Raw genomic sequence first — 19,084 nt, forward strand, 5'->3', positions numbered from 1 at the left:
TCATCGCCATCGCCGCAACCGTCATTCGTTTGCCGTGAACGTCAACAGGCGCTAGTCCTACGGCGCGAGCTTTGAGATACGCAACACGACCGGAAAGCTGGAAGATATTTGCCGGACCCTTGCCCCCCAAGCCGGTCTTCTCCGTTTTGCTGCAGCTGAAGGTCATCGACTTCTCTCTTTTGCGAGAGGTTGCGGCTTTTTAGGATCTCGGGATCATGCCGGGGGCGGTGCTGCTGCTGACGATGGTTCCGCAGATCGTGACGGCAATTCCGAACCTGAAATAAGCCTCCCTCCGGGCGCGGATCGTGCCCGGAGGGAAAGGTCAGCCCGCTTCCGGCTTGCCCATTCCACCGAAGGCTCCAAGAACCATATCGGCACGAGTGGCAAAGCTGTCTTCGCCTGCGCTCATCTTCATATCGCCGATCCGTTGCTGCCAGTCCACCGTCGCCCGCGCCATCGCATCGGGCAGGCCCAGTTCAGTCAGCGTCGCCGCCACCTCGCGCATCTCAGCCGCGCGGCGGCGACCGTGGACCATCATCCGCTCAAGATTATAGGCTGCCTGTCGGGGCCAGTCGATGTCGGGGTTCGAGGCTTGTAATGAGGCCAGAACCGCCCCATCTACCCCCGCCCGCCGTGCCGCCAGCAGACATTCCGCGCTCAGCGCCTCCATCCCCTTTATCATCACCGAGCGGATCATCTTGATCGACGAGGCATCCCCCACCTGCCCACCGGCAACCCCATAAGGCATATCGAGCGCGTCCAGCGCCGCCCCCGCCTGTGCGGTGTGAGGACCGGCGATCAGCAGGGGCGTGCGGTGCAGTTTCGGATGCACTGGTGCCATGATCGCAAGATCGACATAGCGCCCGCCCGCACCCTCGATCACCGCCGCCGCGCGCCGCTTGGCACCCGGCGAACAACTGTTGCCGTCAAACCAGAGCGCGCCAGGGGCAAGGTGCGGCGCTGCCTCGGTCGCGGCGCGTTCGGCGCAATCGGCAGTGACGAGGCAGAACACCACCCCCGCGCCGCCAAGCGCGGCGGCCCGGTTATCGGCCAAGGCAACATCACAGCGCCCGGCCCGCATCCGAGGCAGCGCCACAGCCGCCGGATCGTCGCATTTCAGATCATAGGCCCGGACCTGACCTGCCGCTTGCCCCCAGCCGGTCGCAAAAGCCTCGGCCGCTTCGCCAAAGCCGATGAAGGCGATATCCGCTTGAGCCATGCCATTCCTCCTCCAGTTTCCGAAGGACTGACGGGCGGATGAATGAAAGACAACTGACAATAGAACATTCTTATGCCCGCACACATAGATCGAAATTGTGACCGCCGCCACTTTGGCCCAGCTATAGCGCAGCAGGAGGCACCAATGACCGATCCTTTCATGGCATTGCTTGGCCCGTCAGGATGGCGCCCGGCAGGCTCGGACATGACGGGGTTCAGCCGCGACTGGCTGGACCGCTACGGCGACGCGCCCATAGGCATTGCCCTGCCCGCCTCGACCGCCGAGGTCGCGCAGGTGGTCGCGCTTTGCGCGGCGCAAAGGATCAGCGTCACGCCGCAGGGCGGCAATACCGGGCTGAACGGCGGCAGCGTCCTTTCACCCGGACAGCGTGGGATCATCCTGTCGCTGGCGCGCATGAACCGCGTCCATTCTATCGATCCGGTGGGCATGACCGTGACGGTCGATGCGGGCGTGGTTCTGCAAGCCCTGCATGACGCGGTTGCACCGCACGGGTTGATGTTTCCACTGCATCTCGGCTCGGAAGGCAGCGCACAGATCGGCGGGTTGATCGCGACCAACGCCGGAGGCAGCCTTGCGATGCGCTATGGCATGATGGACGCGCAGGTGTTGGGACTGGAGGCGGTTCTGCCCGATGGCCGGATCTGGGACGGGATGCGAGCGCTTATCAAGGACAATACCGGGCTGCAACTGCGCCGGCTGTTTTGCGGCGCAGAGGGCCGGCTGGGGGTCGTGACCCGCGCGATCCTGCGGCTGGAGCCTGCGCCCAAGGCTTTTGCGACCGCTCTGCTCGCGCTGTCTGATCTTGACGCCGCGCTGCATCTTGGTGCCCGCGCCCGCGCCGAGGCTGGCGACCGGCTGATGGCGATGGAGTTTTTCAGCGAAACCGGTCTTGAGATGCTGCTTCATCATATGCCGCAGATGCTACGCCCGACAGAGGCGCACGGCCCGTTCTATGTGCTGCTCGAACTGGCCGCGCCGCGTGCTTCGGACAATCCCGGCGAGGTTCTGGAAGGGCTGCTCGAAACCGCGATCACGGCGGGCGAGGTGCTGGATGGCACCATCGCCGCCTCTGGGGTGCAGCGCCGGGCCTTGTGGCAACTGCGCGAGGAAATCCCCGAAGGTCAGCGCCGCGAAGGCCCGCAGATCAAGCATGATGTTGCCGTGCCTGTAGCCAGCCTGACCAGCTTTATCGCCGCCGCACAGTCACGATTGGCGCGGATTCTGCCCGGAGTGCGGATCAATCCCTTTGGCCATCTGGGCGACGGCAACGTTCATCTGAACCTGTCGCCCCCCAAAGGGCGCGGCTTTGGCGGGACCGAGGCTGCGCTTTCTGCCGAGGTTTATGACCTTGCCACCGCGATGGGCGGGACATTTTCGGCGGAACATGGCCTCGGGCAGACCAAGGTGGCGCTTGCCAACCGCCTGCGCAGCGAGACCGAGCGGCGACTGATGGCCGATCTGATCCATGCCGTCGATCCGGGCGGGGTGATGAATCCGGGCAAGCTGATCTAGTGCCCCACCCTTGCCAATAGCACCAGCTTATCGGCGGCTGCATATTTCTGAATTGTCCGCGCAGGCCCCTGTATTCAACACTGGCACCGAGGAGGGCCGCTTGCGCGAAACATCGGCCGGAAGGGGATTGGGGGACAGGGATGGACAGCATCTATCAATCGCTCGGAGTGATCTTCAGCCTGTCGGGCATTGCGATACTGCTGATCGGCGCACTATTGGGAATCATGGTCGGTGCGCTGCCGGGCCTTGGCCCCTCTATCGGGCTGAGCCTGCTTATCCCCTTCACCTATGGCATGTCTCCCGAACTTAGCATGCTACTGATGATTTCGCTTTATATCTCGGCAGAATATGGAGGGTCCATCAGCGCGATTCTGTTATCGACACCGGGCACGGCAGCGGCGGCGGCAACGGCCATCGACGGCTATGCGATGGCGCAAAAGGGGCGTGCAAATGAGGCGATTTCAATTTCATTGACGGCCTCGACCATCGGCGGGGTGCTGGGCGGGCTGGCCCTGCTGTTTCTTACCATGCCGCTGGCGAAACTTGCGCTGCAATTTGGCCCGGCCGGATATTTTGCCGTAGGACTGTTCGGGCTCAGCTCGGTCGCGGCATTATCGGGCGGATCGCTGGTCAAGGGCCTGTTGGGGGCAGCTTTGGGGTTGGCGCTGGCAACGGTGGGGATCGACCCGATCGCTGGCACGCCACGCTTTACCTTTGGCCATTTCGAACTCTATGAAGGGGTGCCCTTTCTCGCCGCGCTGATTGGCCTTTTCGCGGTATCCGAGGCGATTGCCCTTGCCGAAAAACATGCAGGTGCAGCCCCCGCGGTCAAGGCACGGGTTGGTCACGTGTTCATGTCTCTGGCGCTGTGGCGGGAAACCTGGCGGGCGATGATCTCGGGTTCGGTGATCGGCACGATCCTGGGGATTCTGCCGGGTGTTGGCGGTAATATCGCCTGCTGGGTTGCACGTGATTATGCCCGCAGCCGCGACCCCAAACCACAAGACTATGGCCACGGTGCGGCAAACGGCATCGCCGCACCCGAAGCTTCGAACAACGCCACGGTGGGCGGTGCCCTTGTGCCGATGCTTGCGCTTGGGGTGCCCGGATCACCCACCACGGCGATCATGATGGGCGCACTGATTATGCACGGCCTGCATCCGGGACCACAGCTTTTCACCGAAGCGCCCAGCCTCGTCTATGCAATCCTGTTTGGCGTCATTATCGCCTCTGTCGTGCAATATCTGGTCGGATCATTGTTTCTGCCGATATTGGCGCGCACGGTGCTGCTGCCCGATGGCGTCATCGCCGCCGGGATCATGGCCTTTGCCATGCTGGGCGCTTTCGCCATTCGCAACCTGATGTTCGACGTCTGGATAACGCTGGGCTTTGGAATTCTGGGTTACGCCATGAAAAAGCTGAATTTTCCGGTCGCACCGGTCATTTTGGCAATGGTCCTCGGGTATCTGATCGAATCGAATTATCGCACCGCACTGGTGTCATCACGGGGCGATTATGCGGTGTTTTTCACCGATCCGATCAGCCTGCTGTTTCTGACACTCAGCCTGATCAGCATCCTGATCCCGGTGTGGCGGGCGTGGCAAGGCCGCCGCGTCAAATCGCCAGCCGCGTAAACTTATCAAGGGAGGAAAAGCAAAGATGAAAGCCACAAAAAAGGCAGCCCCGGCAATCCGTCGTCTGATCGCTCTGTTTCGGACGACTTTTGCGGCACTTGCCCTGTCGGCCTTGCCGATAGCCCAGCCGCAATCCGCAGCAGCCGACGACTTTCCCCAAAAGACGGTCACGCTGGTCGTCTGGTCGGGTGCCGGCGGGGCGCTTGACACCTATGGTCGCAAACTGGCCGAACTGCTGGAGAAAGAGGCCGGCTGGACCGTCAAGGTCGATAACCGCTCGGGTGGCAGCGGCGCGGTCGGGCTGTCGCAGATTATGACGCAGCCCGCCGATGGCCATAGCATTCTGGTGCTGACCGGCACATTGACCTTTGGCATCGCACAGGGGTTGATCCCCTTCCAGCTTGAGGATCTGCGCCTGCTGCGGGCGATGCAGTCCGAACCTTCATCTTTGGCGGTTCTGAAGGACAGCCCGTTTCAGAATGTGCAGCAACTCGTCGATCATATGAAGGCAAATCCCAACGGGCTGAAAATCGGCGGCCATTCTTCGGGCGGGTTTCACCAATATATGCTTTATCAACTGATGAAGCAGACCGGCTTTGAAAGCGGCTGGATTCCGCATGATGCCTCGGGCAAGGTGACGCTGGCCCTGCTTGGCCACCATATCGACGCCGCAATGATGACGCCCTCGACCGGGTTGTCGCAGGTCAAAAACGGCGACATCCGCCTGCTGGGTATCACCACCGCTGAACGCTCGCCGTTTTTGCCCGAGGCTCCGACATTCGATGAACAGGGCCTGACCCTTGAAGGGGCGATCTGGCGCGGGGTCGCGGTCAAGGCCGGAACGCCTGATGATGTTGTGGCCACGATTCAGACTGCAATCGACAAGGTGACGGCCTCTGACGATTGGAAAGCCTTCCAGCAGGAACAGTTTCAGGACAGCCCAGACTGGAACGAGGCCGAATTCACCGAGCGCACACGTAAGGATCTGGAAGAACAGCGCGAATTTCTGGAAGCCACCGGGTTCATCAAATGAGCCAATATGACACGCCCCTGACTGGCCGACGCATCCCGGCCAGCGAGGTTATCGCTGCGCTGGCCTGTCTGGCGGCAAGCGCGGGGTTTCTGGTGCTGGCATCGAACCTGCCGGAAAGCGTGTCCACCGGCGATGTCGGGCCGGGAGCCTTGCCCAGACAGGTGGGGGTGTTCGGGCTGATCTGTTCGCTGGCCTATCTGGTCATGACCCTGCGCAAAGCATTTCCGGCACAACCGAGCCGTTTTGCTGGGGTGTTATATGCCTTGGCCAGCTTCTTGATCGGCGTGGTGGCTGTCGTGGCCGTCCCATGGCTGTCACTTGCGGTATCGCTGGCGCTATGTTCCGGCATGCAGACTTTGCTGTTTCCGGGGCGGCACCGTTGGTTGCGGGCCGGGGCTACGGCGCTTGGCATGTGGCTGATCGCGACATTGCTGTTTCAGCGCCTGCTGGGACTTCCACTGCCCTAGCCGGTAAAGCAGTGGGGCGGCTTGCCAGGATGGTTTGACCCCACCCCTCGTTTCCCGCCATGCTGCGGGGCGACGATTGAGACGCCCCCCGCAAAAAGATTGGAGAGGGACATGCTGGCAAATCTGCGACATCTGCGTATGTTCAGGCAGGTGGCCGAGACAGGCTCGGTGACCGAGGCTGCCTTGGCCTGCCATGTCTCGCAGCCCGCCGTCACGCAGGCCATGGGCAAGATCGAGGAAATTCTGGGCGCCGATCTGTTTCAGCGTCGCCCGCAGGGGCTGTTTCTGACCGATGCCGGACGGGTGCTGGCGCATCGGGTCAGCCGGGCGTTTCTGCGGCTGGATGGCGCAATGGCCGATATGGCGCGCGAAATTCGGGTGCAGGCAAGCTGGTCGCAGCTTCGCGCCCTGATCGCGGTCACGGATATGGAGAATTTCACCCTTGCCGCGCGCAGGCTGGGTCTGGCGCAGCCGACCGTTCACCGGGCGATCACCGCGCTGGAGGCTGCCGCTGGCACCCGGTTTTTCCAGCGCACCGCCCATGGGCTGATCGCCACCCGTGCCGCGCGGGGGCTTGCGCAGGCGGCGCGGTTGGCGCTGGCGGAACTCGATCAGGCCCGCGCCGATCTGGCCGAACTCTCGGGGCGCGAGGTCGGGCGCATCGTCATCGGCAGCCTGCCGCTGTCCCGGTCAAACCTGTTGCCCGAAGCCCTGCTCGAATTTCGCAAACAGCGCCCCAGCCTGCCGGTCGAGGTGATCGACGGACGTTATGACGAAATGCTGACCGGCCTGCGCCGGGGCGATATCGACATGGTTCTGGGCGCACTACGCATGCCTGCACCGATTGACGATGTGGATCAGAAGATGCTTTTTCACGACAGCGTGGTGATCGTCGCGGGGGCCGGGCATCCGCTGGCCGGGCGGCGCGACCTGACCCGCACCGATCTGCTGGCCTATCCTTGGGTGATGGCCCGGCAGGGCACGCCAATCCGCGCACAGCTTGACGATTTTCTGGCGGGTGAAGCACCTGCAAGCGTGGTCGAGACCTCATCGGTGATCCTGATGCGCGAATTGCTGATCGGCAGCGATCATCTGGGCGCGCTGTCGCGGATGCAGGCGCAGACCACGGCCGAGGCACAGGCGCTGCGTATCCTGCCGGTTGCCCTGCCGGGGTCAGACCGACCGATTGGCCTTACCACCCGAACCGATTGGGAACCGACCATCGCCCAGCGGGAGTTACGCGACATCCTGATCAGGTTGGGGGAAAGCCTGCGCCAAACCTGACCAGCAGGACTGGCGCAGGCGGCCTCAGCCGAACATCGAGTTCGGAATCCAGGTCGCGATGCCGGGGATCAGGATTATCAGCACCAACCCGACGATCATCGCGAACAGGAACGGTGCTACCCCCCGGAACACGGTCGTCAGCGGCACCTCGGCACCCGCAACCGAGCGCACGACAAAGACATTCAGCCCGACCGGCGGGGTAATCATCCCCATCTCGATCACGATCACCGCAACAACGCCGAACCAGATCGGATCGAAACCAAGCGCAGTGATGACCGGGAACACGATCGGAATCGACAGCACCAGCATCGACAGTCCATCCATGAACATGCCCATCACCACATAGGCCAGAATGATGACGAACAGCGTTCCATAGGCCCCCAGCCCCAGCGATTGCAGCCCATCGCCCAGCATGGCGGGGATCTGCGTGACCGCAAAGAACGGGTTCAGCACATGGGCACCGATCACGATCATATAAAGCATGGCCGAGGTTTTCAGCGTATCCTGCACCGCCTCGCGGAAGCTGACCCAGCTTAGCCGGCGGCCAAGGATGGCGAAAAGGATGACCAGCGCTGCGCCGATGCCCGAGGCCTCGACCGGGGTGAAGACGCCGATATAGATGCCGCCGATGGTCAGCACCATCACCCCAAGCAGCGGCGCAGCATGGGCCAGCGCCACGAACCGTTCGCGCAGCGGCAGATCGGGACCCGCGGGGGCCTTGGACGGGTGGCGGGCCGCGACGATCCATACTGTTGCCACAAACAGCACCATCAACAGCAGCCCCGGCAGTATCCCTGCCATGAACAGTCGCCCGATGGATTGCTCGGTCAGGATCGCATACAGCACAAAGCCGGTCGAGGGCGGGATCAGAAAGCCAAGCGTGCCGCCTGCCGCGACCGAGCCGGTGGCCAGCCCGTCAGCATAGCCCTGACGCTTCATCTCGGGCAGGGCGACCTTGCCGATGGTGACGGCGGTGGCGACCGATGACCCCGAGACTGCCGAAAACGCCGCGCAGCCCAGAACCGAGGCGCTGGCCAGCCCACCCCGGAAATGCCCGACCCATGCAAAGGCCGCGTCATACAGCCCGCGCGAAAATCCGGCGACCGAGGCTATATTGCCCAGCAAAACGAACATCGGCACGACGATCAGTGTCTCTGACGCGACCGAGCCATAGCTTTCGGTCAGCAGCAGCGCACCTGCCGCGCGGAATCCTTCAAGCGCCCACATGCCGAAAAACCCCGCCAGCAGCATCGCAAAAGCGACCGGCGTGCGGAAAATCATCAGGAAGAACAGGCCGAAAATACCCAGAAGGCCGATGGTTGCGCTGCTCATTCCAGCCCCTCCGGGTAATGCTCATCATGCAGCAGTTCAAAGATCTGCACAGCAAAAATCACGACGCACAGCGCCATGCCAAGGGCCAGCACCGCATAGCCGGGCCACAGCGGCAGTGCCAGCATGTTGGTGGTATCGCCATATTCCCAGGCGTCCAGCGCCTTCAGCACCGCGCGCCAGACCAGCACCGCCAGCACGCCCCCGGACAGCAGCCGCGACAACAGATCGCCGGCCAGCCGCCCCCAAGGCCCGATGGCGTTGTCGAACACATCGACACCGACATGGCCGTTACGTTCGGTGCAATAGGGCAGCGCCGCCATGACCAGCGCAACGGCGGTCAACTGGTTGATTTCATTCAGCCCCAGAACCGGCGCCGAAAAGACATAGCGCAGGATTACCCCCGCGCTGACGCTTAGCACCATGAACAGCAGCGCAGCGGCAGCCAGCACTGCCAGCCATGCCGTCGCCCGGTCAAGAAAACTCGACCGGGTCCAGGTTGCCAGATGGCGCATCATCTCAGTCAGCCCTCAGCGCATCGGCCACCGCCTGCGCGCCGCGCGTTTCAGCAACGACCTTTTCCACCATGGTCAGAGCGGCGGCGTTAAAAGGCGCGGCCTCATCCTCGGTCAGGGTGATGACCTCTTTGCCCGCGGTTGCGCCGAAATCGGCCAGACCCTGTTCGGCAACACTGATCTGCACCTTTTGCCCGTCAAGCGACAATTGCCGCCCCGCCGCGTCGATGGCGGCCTTTTCCGCGTCGCTCAGCCCGTTATAGGCATCACGATTCATCACCACGAAAAACGGCGAGTTGGTGGTGTCCATCCCGCGGGTGATGTAATTCGCAACCTCGCCCAGACGAAAGGCGTTGATGCCGGTGCCGTCGATCATTGCGGCGTCGATCACCCCGGTTTGCATGGCATTGTAAATCTCGCTCACCGGCATCGAAACCGGTGTGGCGCCCCATGCCTCGACCAGCAGGCCGGTGTTGCGCGACGGCACCCGCACCTTCAGTCCGCGAATGTCGTCAAGCGTGCGCACCGGCTTGTTGCGGGTGAACAGCAGGTTTTCTGCGCTCGACCACAGGCCGATCAGTTGCACCCGGCGGTATTCCGGGGCCAGCACCTCGATATGCGACCAAAGTGTTTCGGTGCCGGTGGCTTCGTCCAGCATACCGGGCAGTTCCGCCGTCAGCGTCAGCGGGAATTGCGAGGCAGTATAGCCCGGCAGCGACACCGCCAGTTCCGCCACACCATCAACGACACGGCCGTATTGTTCGACCGGACCCGCACCCAATTCGCCGCCATGATAAATCCGGATGTTCAGCGCCCCGCCGGTGCTGTCCGCGACGGCTTGGGCGAACGGCTCGAATGCGCCGCTGGCATAGGGGTGGGTGGGGGCCATAAAGCTGGCGAATTTCAGATCCTTGGCCTCGGCGACCGAGGCCAGCAGAACCAGTGCAAGCGATGTGGCTTTCAGGGTGATGTTCATATGCTCCTCCTTTGACCGGCGGGACCGGCTCTTGCGTGAAGCTAACAGCAGGGGGTGCGGGCGATAAAATCAGAACCCGGCCACAAGGCATAAGTTTTCGCTATACAGTCTTGGCCGGATTGGCGTGCGGTGTCATGGCAAGAGAATTGCCATAGCAAAAATTTATGCAAAGCCACGTAGTTCCGATTTGTCGCCCCGCCGCCCCCGCGACATCCTGTACGCAACAATTCCCGGAGGAACCCATGTCGAAGAAATCCGCCCTCGTCATCTCTGCCCATGCCGCCGATTTCGTCTGGCGCTGTGGCGGGGCCATCGCGCTGCATGCCGAAAAAGGCTATGACGTCACCGTCGTTTGCCTGTCCTTCGGCGAACGCGGCGAAAGTGCGAAGCTGTGGAAAGATCCGGGCATGACGCTGGAGCAGGTCAAATCCGCCCGTCGCGCCGAATCGGAAAAGGCGGCGGCGGCGCTTGGTGTGCATGATCTGATCGAATTCGACCTGGGCGACTATCCCCTGCACCTGACGCAGGACGACAAGTTCCGGCTGGTCGATGTGATCCGCAAGGTGCAGCCCGCCTTTATGTTAAGCCACAGCCAGTATGACCCCTATAACACCGACCACATGTATGCGACGCAGATCGCACTGGAATGCCGGATGATTGCGCAGGCATGGGGCCATAATCCCGGTGAAAAAGTGCTGGGTGCGCCACAGCTTTACCTGTTCGAGCCGCATCAGACCGAGCAGATGGGGTGGAAACCGGATACCTTCCTCGACATCACCCCGGTCTGGGACAAGAAGCGTGCCGCGATCGAGTGCATGGCGGGGCAGGAACATCTGTGGGACTATTACACCCGCGTCGCCGAGAACCGCGCCAACCACTTCATGCGCAATTCGGGTGGCCAGTCGGGCGGGCGCAAGGCGCGTTATGCCGAGGGCTTCCAGTCGATTTTCCCCCGCACCGTGGATGAGCTGTGATGACCAATCCTACCAACCCCGCAGGCGATCTTGCCCATCTTGCCCATGTCGAGATGCTGACCGACAAGTTCGAGGAAAGCCTTGATTTCTTTACCCGCGTCTATGGGCTGAAACTGTCCGGGCTGGATGGCGACAGCGCATATCTGCGCGCATGGGACGATTACGAATATTGCTCGCTCAAGCTGACGCGGGCGGATCGGACCGGCGTCGGCCATATCGCCTATCGCGCCGCCTCGCCCGAGGCGCTGGAACGGCGCGTCAAGGTAATCGAGGCATCGGGCTATAAGGTCATCGGCTGGGTTGAGGGCGATCAAAGTCATGGCCGCGCCTTCCGCTTTGAAGACCCTTTCGGCCATGTCTTTGAGATCTATTACGACACCATCTGGTATGAACCGCAGGACAAGGCCGAACGCGCGGCGCTGAAAAACACCGCCAGCGCCTTTACCGGGGCGGCGCCGCGCCGGCTCGATCACCTGAACCTGCTGGCCTCGGATGTGACCGAGTTCCGCCGTTTCATGGAAACCTGTCTGGGCAGCCGGGTAACGGAATATATCCAGCTTGATAACGGTCGTCTGGGCGGCTGCTGGTTTACCGTCAATAACAAGACCTATGATCTTGCCTGCACCGAGGAACATGGCGGCGGCATGGGGCGGCTGCATCACGTCACCTATGCCACCGATCAGCGCGAGGACATTCTGCGCGCCGCCGACATCTTTTTGCAAAACGGCGTTCATATCGAAACGGGGCCGCATAAGCACGCGATTCAGGGGACGTTTTTCCTCTATGTCTGGGAACCCGCCGGGAACCGGGTCGAGTTGGCCAATGCGGGCGCGCGGCTGATCCTCGCCCCCGACTGGAAGCCGGTGGAATGGACGCAGGCCGACCGGATGAAGGGGCAGGCATGGGGTCTGAAAACCATCGAATCCTTCCACACCCACGGCACCCCGCCGGTGAAACCGGACGTCGCACACTGAGCATGCGCGCCCGCCCGGAGGAGAGGGCGGGCGCGCATCATGATCGACATGATGATGTCGGAACCCTGCCAGAACAGGCCATCCAATGAGGAGGAATTAATGCTCACACGAACCAGAACCCGCACCCTTGCCGCGCTGCTGACATCTGCGTCGCTGACGCTGCTTGCCGGTATCGCCGCTGCGCAGGGTGTCTATGACGATGTGCTGCAATTCGACGGCGGAGCCTATACCACGCTGACCGTCAGCGTGGATGGCGTGGAAACGGCCGTACGCCGTTATGAGGTGGTTTACACCGGCAACCCGGTCGAGGTGGATCAAACACAGCGTTTCGGCGGAGAACCGACACCGCTGGACGATCAGTTGGCCACGCAGAAGATGATTATCTATGTTCCCGAAACGGCTGTGGGCAACGACGATGCCGCCGTCATTATGCAGGTCAGTAATGGCGGCTGGTTCGTCAGCCCGGTGCAGGAACGGGTGACGGACGGGGCGTCCTATTCCAGCGCCAGCGACACCGATGCCATCGGCAAGGCCCTGTCCGAGGGCTATGTGATTGCTTCTGTGGGCACGCGCAGCCGCGGTGCGATTGCGTCCGATGGCAGCTATGTCGGCAAGGCACCCGCGCCTGTGGTCGATGCCAAGGCGGCGATCCGCTATCTGAAACTGAACGATGCGGTTATTCCGGGGTCGGCCGACCGTATCGTCATCACTGGCACCTCGGGCGGGGGCGGCCTGTCGGCGGCGGTCGCGGCCAGCGGCAACAGCGCGGAATTCAACGCTCTGCTGGCTGAAATCGGCGCAGCAGGCATTGATGCACAGGGCAATTCCACCCTGAGCGATGACGTTTTCGCTACCATCGCCTATGTGCCGATCACCGATCTGGGCAATGCCGATCTGGTCTATGAATGGCAATACAACGGCGTGCGCACGGCGGATAACACGGCTGGAGGAGCTTATAGCGACGCGGCGCAGGCAGTTTCGGCCGAACTGGCCTCGCGCTATCCGGCCTATCTGGAAAGTCTGGGGATCACCCTGCCTGACGGCACACCCCTGACAGCAGAAACGATGGACGACGCCATCGTGACTGAAATCAAACGCGAAACCCGGAAATATATCGAAAATGGCGGCGCAATTCCGGCCTTGGGCGAAAGCTTTTCGCTGACCATTCGCGGCAATCAGGTTGAGGTTCAGAACGACTGGCTGTCCGTCGAGAACGATGAAATCGCGGTCGATTACGACAAGTTTCTGAGCTTTGTCGCCGGGACCACTGCGCTGAAGGCGATCCCGGCTTTTGACGCCACGGCCACCACCGGCCGCACTGGCGTCAATGGTGAAAATACGTTGTTCGGAACTGCGGATCAGTTTTACGCCAATTTCACCGAGTACGGCTGGAACAATAACGAAGTTCTGGGCGATGGGACGGGGCTGGACGACACGGGCCTGATTTGGGCGGAATATATTGCCTTGGGCGGGTCCATCATCGGCGATCAGTTGCGGCTGATTGATCCATTCGTATTTATCGGCACCGATGCGGACACCGCCCCTTTTTGGTATGTCCGCCACGGCATGATCGACCGCGACACGGCTTTTGCGGTCAATCTTTCACTCTATCACGCTTTGCTGAACGACGCGTCGGTTCAGGACGTCAATTTCGAACTTGCCTTGCTGACCGGCCATACGGGCAATTATGACGTGCAAGAGGCTTATAGCTGGCTGGCCAGCAGTCTGGCGTCGGTCGATATCGCGCCGGTTCCGGTTCCTGCGGGTCTGCCGCTGATGCTGGGCGGCTTGGGTATATTGGGCCTGCTGAAGCGGCGCAAACAACGCCGGATATAACGCCACAGCCCCACCCGGCGGCGTGTCCGGGCGGGGACACCAACAAAGAGAAAGCGGATAGGAACCATGACTAAAGTCGTTCAAAACATCCAGCGCGCCAGCACCGGGACGATCAACGCACTGGCCGAAGCCGGTGTCGCTACCGTGCATGAGGCCCAGGGCCGCATCGGCTGCCTGGCCAGTTACATGCGCCCGATCTGGCCCGGTGCCCGCATCGCCGGATCGGCCGTCACGATCAGTGCGGCGCCCGGTGATAACTGGATGGTTCATGTCGCCATCGAGCAGTTGCAGGCGGGCGACATTCTGGTCCTCGCCCCCACCAGCCCTTGCGACAATGGCTATTTCGGCGATCTGCTGGCGACCAGTGCCATGGCGCGCGGCTGCCGGGGGTTGGTCATCGACGCGGGTGTGCGCGACGTGCGCGATCTGGCTGAGATGGGCTTTCCCGTCTGGTCCAAGGCGGTCAGCGCGCAGGGCACGGTCAAGGAAACGCTGGGATCGGTCAACGTGCCCATCGTCTGCGCCGGGCAGGCAATCAACGCGGGCGATGTGATTGTCGCCGATGACGATGGCGTCTGTGTGGTCCGGCGCGAGGATGCGGATACCGTCCTTGCCGCAGCCCAAAAGCGTCTGGCGGCCGAGGAAGCCAAGCGGCAGCGCCTCGCCTCGGGTGAGCTTGGCCTTGATATATACGACATGCGTCCACGGCTGGCGGCCAAGGGCCTGAAATATGTCTGAACCGGCATTGCGGAGGAATAAATGAACGGTATCAGGTGCTTATGGATGCGTGGCGGCACCTCGAAAGGGGTGTATCTGCTGGCCGGGGATCTGCCCAAGGACGAGGCCGCACGCGACGCGCTGCTGCTGTCACTGATGGGCAGCCCTGATCCGCGCCAGATCGACGGCATCGGTGGGGGCGATCCGCTGACCTCGAAAGTCGCGATCCTGTCGCCGCCCTCGCGTCCTGATGCGGATGTAGATTACCTGTTCTTGCAAGTCTATGTCGATCAGGCGCTGGTGTCCGGTGCGCAGGGTTGCGGCAATATTCTGGCGGGCGTCGGCCCCGCCGCGATCGAGCGCGGTCTGGTCGCCACGCGAGACGGCGAAACCCCGGTCCGCATCCACATGCTGAACACGGGTGAGATTGCGACCGCGGCGGTTCAGACCCCCGGCGGGCATGTCACCTATGCCGGCGAGGCCGCCATCGACGGTGTTCCCGGCACCGCCGCCCCCGTGCCGCTGATGTTCGAAAATATCGCAGGCTCGATGTGCGGGGCGCTGCTTCCCTCGGGTCAGGCGGTCGATGTGATCGACGGGGTGGACTGCACGCTGATCGACAACGGGATGCCAATCGTGGTCATGCGCGCCAGCGATTTCGGCCTGAGCGGGCAGGAAAGCCGCGACGATCTGGATGCCGACACTGCCCTGAAAGCGCGGTTGGAGGCGATCCGTCTGCAAGCCGGACCGCTGATGAATCTGGGCGATGTAACCGAAAAATCGGTGCCGAAGATGACGCTGGTATCGGCGCCCTCGCCGGGCGGTACGATCAACACCCGCAGTTTCATCCCGCATCGTTGCCACGCCAGCATTGGCGTGTTCGCCGCCGTCAGCACCGCCACCGCCTGCACCATGCCCGGCACCCCCGCCGCCGCTTTGGCCGAATTGCCCATCGACGGCCGGTTCCAGATCCAGCACCCCACCGGCAGCGCCGAGGTGCTGATCCGCATGGATGACAGCGGCGCGGTTGTGGGTGCAGGCAGCCTGCGCACCGCGCGCAAGTTGATGGATGGGCTGGTTTTCCCGCGAACGGAGGGCTGACAACTGTCAGCGCAGACGACCTTGCCGCGAGACTTCCGGCTGGGGATATAGGGCTTTTCTCGCTTACGCTCATTTCACTTCGGGTTGGACTGAAAGAGATGACCGGAGTTCTGCCCTCACATGTCCCGGAAAGTAGCCTGAAGATTCAGGCAGGATCGGTATAAGCTCCCCTGCGCCTTACGCTGAGGCGCGCAACATGATGCTTGCTTTCAGCAGCACTTCTTCCCCCGACGCCTCGGCCAGACTGGTTGGGGCCTTTTCATCCAGCATGACCAGCAAGCGATTGGTCGCCAACCGCGCAATCTCGGCATAGTCTTGGGCGACTGTCGTCAACGGCGGGCAGGCATAGCGCGCCAGCGGGTGATCGTCATGGCCGGCGATCCGCATTGCGCAATCGCGACCGTGGCCCACCCTGAGACCCGCCTCCCAAGCGGCCAGAAGCGCGCCGAAGGCAAGGCGGTCATTGGCGCAAAGCACGGTCGATGACGGCAGATCTGCCAGAAGGCCGGACATCTGTTGATGGGCGAATTTCTCGAAATCCCAATCCAGAGAGGACAAAATGGGCAAGACATGCGGCTTGTGCCCGGCCTTTGTCATCGCATCCTCATAAGCCTGCCGCCGCAGCCGGGCATTCAGGTTAACTTCGGGCATTCCCAAAAAACAGGGCGGTTCGCCTGACCGGCACAGATAATCAACGATCAGACCGATGCTCTGTCGGTTATCGGTTCCGATATAGGGGATACCCTCATGACCGGGGACATCGACATAGATCAGCGGCACACGGCTTGCCAGCAAATCCAGTTTCGTCTGCCCCCGTGCCTGCCCCAAAGGAGCAACAATGGCACCGGCAACATTCATCGACTCGAAACGCTCGATGGCCTCGGCTTCCAGATCGGGGTTGCCATTTGAACTGAGAACAATCGCGAAATACCCCGCCTCATTCGCTATTTCCTCAATCCTGCGTGTCAGTTCCATATAAAACGGGTCGATGGCGTTGGGGATGATTACGCCAATGATCCGGGCCCGCTGTCGTTTCAGGTTGACCGCGAACAGATTGGGCCTGAACCCGGAATCCGTAACGGCCTGTTCGATCTTTCTACGGGTCTTTTCGCGGACAGAAGATGGGTTGTTGAAATATTTCGATACAGTTGGGCGCGACAGGCCGATATGGGCCGCGAAATCCTCCATTGTGCGGATACTGTCCATCTTTGTTTTGGGGCTGTTCGCGGCCAATATTCGTGTTCCCATTTTCTATTTCACACGGACTCAGCCGCTACATGCTGATACATAATCTTGCGTCAACCGCTCGACTGCGGCAAGTGACAGCTCCCTTGCACGCGGAGCAAGCCGGCCGGCCCGCACTTGGGGATAAAGTCCGCCCAGATATTGCGCAATCAGCGTTTCAGGCAGGTCGGCATCACCAAGCAGCGCAAAAAGTTCGGCGACAGCCTGATCCGCAACCGGGTTTGGCCAGTAATAGCGGATGCGGTCGCTATAGGAAAAATGCCGCTGAAGCGCACGCTCGGCATCGGATCCGTGGTAATAACGGTCCCAGTTCATGGGCGCGGCCATCATAACAGCCTCCATCACCGCACGCAGGGTTCGCCGACGCTGACCGGGGAACAGCTCTTCCGCGATAGCATCCAGACCATACAGCGCCTCGCGCAGCGCAAAGGTTAGTCCGGGGCCAACCTTCAGAATGGCAAAGCCGTCATTGACAAGTGCAGTCAGCGCCTCGCGGGTCTGGTAATCGGTCGAATGCGCTTCAAAAACCAGACCCGGCATTTGGGCCAGTGTCGCGCTCAGTTCGGTCGCGGCCTTGGAATCGTAGCCAATGACATTGTGGTTGCCAAACTCGACGCCGGGCTGCACGACCAGCCCGATGACGCGGGTAAAGGCGTCAGACAGCCCCGCCTCTACAAAAGCATCCTTGTGAATGGCATAGGTCGTCAACGCGGCATCCGGGCTGGTCAGTTCCAGCCCTTCTATTTCCTCCATCGCGCCGCCGGGGATCGGAACCTCGGTGCCGATGATATAGACCGGCGCTATACCGTTCTTGGGCCGCGCCTCTTCGGCCGCCGCTGCCAGACGGGCGGCGCGCGAGGCGGTTTCGACATCATTCAGTGCAACCGGCTCGCCCGCGCAGCCCATCGAACAGTCCAGATGTAACTTGCTAAACCCGGCGGCGGCATAGGCCCGGATCATCTCCTCGGCCTTCGACATCGCCTGATCGGCTGGCATGTCTTTCCAGGGGTTCGGTCCCAGATGGTCGCCCCCCAGGATCAGCCGGTCTGCCGGAAATCGGACACGTGCCGCGATCACATCGACAAAGCTGCGGAAATCAGACGGTGTCATGCCAGTATAACCGCCCTCTTGATTGACCTGATTGCAGGTCGCCTCGATCAGCAATGGCAGATCGGTCGGCAGGATGCAGCGCATCGCAGCCTCAATCGCCAAGGGATGTGCGGTGCAGATCGACGGAATACCCGAGGGGCCGGGACGGTTACGCCATCGGGCAATGTCGTGCAGGGAATTGTCGGTCATGATCTAACCTTTCTGTTCGATCAGCAGCAGGTCCAGCTCGGCGCGGGTCGAGGTGCCCTCCATCGGGCCAATTCGTGTGACGGCACGCGCACCTGCCGCATTCGCATAGCGCAGCGCCAGTTCCGGCTCTGCTGCGGCCAGCCAGAAGCTGAGAAACGCGCCGCCAAAGCTGTCACCCGCGCCGGTCGGGTCCAGCTCCTCGACCGTCAAAGGCGCCGCGTCGATGCGGGAACCATTTTCGAACAGGCTGGCTCCATCGCTGCCGCGTTTAAGGACGATTGTACGAATGCCCCGATCCAGCAGCGCGCTGATCGCATCGGCTTCTTCGTGCGCCTGTTCAAACAGAAACAATTCACTGCCAGAAGGCATGAACAGGTCAGTCATGGTCAGCACGGTTTCCAATCTCTCGCGCAGACCCGGACTGTTCAGGATTTCCGGGCGCAGGTTCGGATCGAAAGAGATCGTGCCGCCACGCGCCTTGATACGATGGGCGGCATCCATCACCATTTCGCCCAGCCCTGGTGCTGACAGGGCAGTGCCCATGACATGCAGATGATCGCAACTGTCGATCAACGCTTCGGATGCTGGCGTCGGGCGCAGGTTGCCGCAGGCGCTGTGCCGGATATTATAGACAAAGGAACGGCTGCCATCCTCGCGATAGCGGACAAAGGCGCTGCCCGTGCTTTCGCCCGGCGCAATATCGATCCCTGAAATATCGACACCATCGGCACGCAGGCGGTCGATATTCACCTGCCCGAAATCATCATCCCCGACCCGCGAGACAATGGCGCAAGGCGTGCCCAGCTTGCCCAACTGGTCGATGAAAATCGCAGGAGCCCCCGAGGGGAACGGCCCGACCAAGGGCTGCACTTCCCGAAATCCGTTACCCTTGGTGGTCGCCACGATCTCGACCAGAACTTCGCCGATGGTCAGAACCTTGCGCATGGA

The 19,084-nt window shown here is 61.8% G+C and carries 17 protein-coding genes; 10 read left to right on the forward strand and 7 right to left on the reverse strand.

The genetic code is table 11. The features are described 5' to 3' along the window. Positions 1 to 322 precede the first annotated feature (322 nt). Positions 323 to 1,219, reverse strand: a complete 897-nt coding sequence (locus Q4G14_RS11640) for an NAD(P)-dependent oxidoreductase (protein WP_303361920.1) — start codon at positions 1,217 to 1,219, stop codon at positions 323 to 325. A 144-nt stretch (positions 1,220 to 1,363) separates the two neighbouring features. On the opposite strand from Q4G14_RS11640, the gene Q4G14_RS11645 reads away from it, so the two are divergent. The 5 genes from Q4G14_RS11645 (at position 1,364) to Q4G14_RS11665 (ending at position 7,170) form a co-directional block, all read left to right on the forward strand. Beyond that, positions 1,364 to 2,752, forward strand: a complete 1,389-nt coding sequence (locus Q4G14_RS11645; protein ID WP_303361921.1) for an FAD-binding oxidoreductase — start codon at positions 1,364 to 1,366, stop codon at positions 2,750 to 2,752. A gap of 140 nt (positions 2,753 to 2,892) precedes the next feature. Beyond that, on the forward strand, positions 2,893 to 4,386 hold the full coding sequence (locus Q4G14_RS11650; protein WP_303361922.1) for a tripartite tricarboxylate transporter permease: 1,494 nt from the start codon (positions 2,893 to 2,895) through the stop codon (positions 4,384 to 4,386). A 25-nt stretch (positions 4,387 to 4,411) separates the two neighbouring features. Further along, complete coding sequence (locus tag Q4G14_RS11655; RefSeq protein ID WP_303361923.1) at positions 4,412 to 5,419, forward strand: tripartite tricarboxylate transporter substrate binding protein; 1,008 nt, start codon at positions 4,412 to 4,414, stop codon at positions 5,417 to 5,419. Beyond that, positions 5,416 to 5,886 carry a tripartite tricarboxylate transporter TctB family protein gene (locus Q4G14_RS11660; RefSeq protein WP_303361924.1) on the forward strand — a complete coding sequence of 157 codons (471 nt, stop codon included), beginning with the start codon at positions 5,416 to 5,418 and terminating at the stop codon, positions 5,884 to 5,886. The genes Q4G14_RS11655 and Q4G14_RS11660 overlap by 4 nt, the downstream gene beginning before the upstream one ends. A gap of 111 nt (positions 5,887 to 5,997) precedes the next feature. Next, positions 5,998 to 7,170 (forward strand): LysR family transcriptional regulator, encoded by a 1,173-nt coding sequence (locus Q4G14_RS11665; protein ID WP_303361925.1) that lies wholly within the window; start codon positions 5,998 to 6,000, stop codon positions 7,168 to 7,170. A gap of 24 nt (positions 7,171 to 7,194) precedes the next feature. Here the strand turns inward: Q4G14_RS11665 and Q4G14_RS11670 are convergent, their stop codons facing one another. From Q4G14_RS11670 to Q4G14_RS11680, 3 genes are read right to left on the reverse strand one after another with little or no spacing between them, the layout of a single operon-like run. Then, positions 7,195 to 8,502 carry a TRAP transporter large permease gene (locus tag Q4G14_RS11670; protein WP_303361926.1) on the reverse strand — a complete coding sequence of 436 codons (1,308 nt, stop codon included), beginning with the start codon at positions 8,500 to 8,502 and terminating at the stop codon, positions 7,195 to 7,197. Continuing rightward, the gene (locus Q4G14_RS11675) at positions 8,499 to 9,017 is read right to left on the reverse strand and encodes a TRAP transporter small permease (RefSeq protein ID WP_303361927.1); all 519 of its coding nucleotides are present in this window, start codon (positions 9,015 to 9,017) and stop codon (positions 8,499 to 8,501) included. The genes Q4G14_RS11670 and Q4G14_RS11675 overlap by 4 nt, the downstream gene beginning before the upstream one ends. Before the next feature lies 1 nt (position 9,018). Next, entirely contained in the window at positions 9,019 to 9,990 is a 972-nt protein-coding gene (locus Q4G14_RS11680) for a TRAP transporter substrate-binding protein (protein WP_303361928.1), read from the reverse strand. A 242-nt stretch (positions 9,991 to 10,232) separates the two neighbouring features. Between Q4G14_RS11680 and Q4G14_RS11685 the strand changes: the two genes are divergently transcribed. From Q4G14_RS11685 to Q4G14_RS11705, 5 genes are all read left to right on the forward strand, one after another. Continuing rightward, on the forward strand, positions 10,233 to 10,964 hold the full coding sequence (locus Q4G14_RS11685; protein ID WP_303361929.1) for a PIG-L deacetylase family protein: 732 nt from the start codon (positions 10,233 to 10,235) through the stop codon (positions 10,962 to 10,964). After that, complete coding sequence (locus Q4G14_RS11690) at positions 10,964 to 11,938, forward strand: VOC family protein (protein ID WP_303361930.1); 975 nt, start codon at positions 10,964 to 10,966, stop codon at positions 11,936 to 11,938. The genes Q4G14_RS11685 and Q4G14_RS11690 overlap by 1 nt, the downstream gene beginning before the upstream one ends. A 99-nt stretch (positions 11,939 to 12,037) precedes the next feature. Then, positions 12,038 to 13,774: a subtype B tannase gene (locus tag Q4G14_RS11695; protein ID WP_303361931.1), complete on the forward strand. Its 1,737-nt coding sequence runs from the start codon at positions 12,038 to 12,040 to the stop codon at positions 13,772 to 13,774. Positions 13,775 to 13,840: 66 nt separating this feature from the next. Further along, positions 13,841 to 14,512, forward strand: a complete 672-nt coding sequence (locus Q4G14_RS11700; RefSeq protein ID WP_303361932.1) for a 4-carboxy-4-hydroxy-2-oxoadipate aldolase/oxaloacetate decarboxylase — start codon at positions 13,841 to 13,843, stop codon at positions 14,510 to 14,512. A 21-nt stretch (positions 14,513 to 14,533) separates the two neighbouring features. After that, on the forward strand, positions 14,534 to 15,592 hold the full coding sequence (locus tag Q4G14_RS11705; RefSeq protein ID WP_303361933.1) for a 4-oxalomesaconate tautomerase: 1,059 nt from the start codon (positions 14,534 to 14,536) through the stop codon (positions 15,590 to 15,592). Positions 15,593 to 15,769: 177 nt separating this feature from the next. Here the strand turns inward: Q4G14_RS11705 and Q4G14_RS11710 are convergent, their stop codons facing one another. The 3 genes from Q4G14_RS11710 to Q4G14_RS11720 form a co-directional block, all read right to left on the reverse strand. Further along, a complete protein-coding gene (locus Q4G14_RS11710) occupies positions 15,770 to 16,780 on the reverse strand; it encodes a LacI family DNA-binding transcriptional regulator (protein WP_303361934.1) in 1,011 nt (336 codons plus the stop codon). A 78-nt stretch (positions 16,781 to 16,858) separates the two neighbouring features. Beyond that, positions 16,859 to 18,136, reverse strand: coding sequence for a D-tagatose-bisphosphate aldolase, class II, non-catalytic subunit (locus Q4G14_RS11715; protein WP_303361935.1), 1,278 nt, complete (start codon positions 18,134 to 18,136; stop codon positions 16,859 to 16,861). A 3-nt stretch (positions 18,137 to 18,139) separates the two neighbouring features. Beyond that, on the reverse strand, positions 18,140 to 19,081 hold the full coding sequence (locus tag Q4G14_RS11720; RefSeq protein WP_303361936.1) for a sugar kinase: 942 nt from the start codon (positions 19,079 to 19,081) through the stop codon (positions 18,140 to 18,142). Positions 19,082 to 19,084: the final 3 nt, after the last annotated feature.

Origin of the sequence: Paracoccus sp. (in: a-proteobacteria), from assembly GCF_030538755.1 — a bacterium.
Lineage (GTDB): Bacteria > Pseudomonadota > Alphaproteobacteria > Rhodobacterales > Rhodobacteraceae > Paracoccus.

Bases quoted from the DNA above. Each gene is read 5' to 3' on its own strand.
- Q4G14_RS11640 (WP_303361920.1), bottom strand. From the start codon at position 1,219: ATGGCTCAAGCGGATATCGCCTTCATCGGCTTTGGCGAAGCGGCCGAG.
- Q4G14_RS11645 (WP_303361921.1), top strand. From the start codon at position 1,364: ATGACCGATCCTTTCATGGCATTGCTTGGCCCGTCAGGATGGCGCCCG.
- Q4G14_RS11650 (WP_303361922.1), top strand. From the start codon at position 2,893: ATGGACAGCATCTATCAATCGCTCGGAGTGATCTTCAGCCTGTCGGGC.
- Q4G14_RS11655 (WP_303361923.1), top strand. From the start codon at position 4,412: ATGAAAGCCACAAAAAAGGCAGCCCCGGCAATCCGTCGTCTGATCGCT.
- Q4G14_RS11660 (WP_303361924.1), top strand. From the start codon at position 5,416: ATGAGCCAATATGACACGCCCCTGACTGGCCGACGCATCCCGGCCAGC.
- Q4G14_RS11665 (WP_303361925.1), top strand. From the start codon at position 5,998: ATGCTGGCAAATCTGCGACATCTGCGTATGTTCAGGCAGGTGGCCGAG.
- Q4G14_RS11670 (WP_303361926.1), bottom strand. From the start codon at position 8,502: ATGAGCAGCGCAACCATCGGCCTTCTGGGTATTTTCGGCCTGTTCTTC.
- Q4G14_RS11675 (WP_303361927.1), bottom strand. From the start codon at position 9,017: ATGATGCGCCATCTGGCAACCTGGACCCGGTCGAGTTTTCTTGACCGG.
- Q4G14_RS11680 (WP_303361928.1), bottom strand. From the start codon at position 9,990: ATGAACATCACCCTGAAAGCCACATCGCTTGCACTGGTTCTGCTGGCC.
- Q4G14_RS11685 (WP_303361929.1), top strand. From the start codon at position 10,233: ATGTCGAAGAAATCCGCCCTCGTCATCTCTGCCCATGCCGCCGATTTC.
- Q4G14_RS11690 (WP_303361930.1), top strand. From the start codon at position 10,964: ATGACCAATCCTACCAACCCCGCAGGCGATCTTGCCCATCTTGCCCAT.
- Q4G14_RS11695 (WP_303361931.1), top strand. From the start codon at position 12,038: ATGCTCACACGAACCAGAACCCGCACCCTTGCCGCGCTGCTGACATCT.
- Q4G14_RS11700 (WP_303361932.1), top strand. From the start codon at position 13,841: ATGACTAAAGTCGTTCAAAACATCCAGCGCGCCAGCACCGGGACGATC.
- Q4G14_RS11705 (WP_303361933.1), top strand. From the start codon at position 14,534: ATGAACGGTATCAGGTGCTTATGGATGCGTGGCGGCACCTCGAAAGGG.
- Q4G14_RS11710 (WP_303361934.1), bottom strand. From the start codon at position 16,780: ATGGAGGATTTCGCGGCCCATATCGGCCTGTCGCGCCCAACTGTATCG.
- Q4G14_RS11715 (WP_303361935.1), bottom strand. From the start codon at position 18,136: ATGACCGACAATTCCCTGCACGACATTGCCCGATGGCGTAACCGTCCC.
- Q4G14_RS11720 (WP_303361936.1), bottom strand. From the start codon at position 19,081: ATGCGCAAGGTTCTGACCATCGGCGAAGTTCTGGTCGAGATCGTGGCG.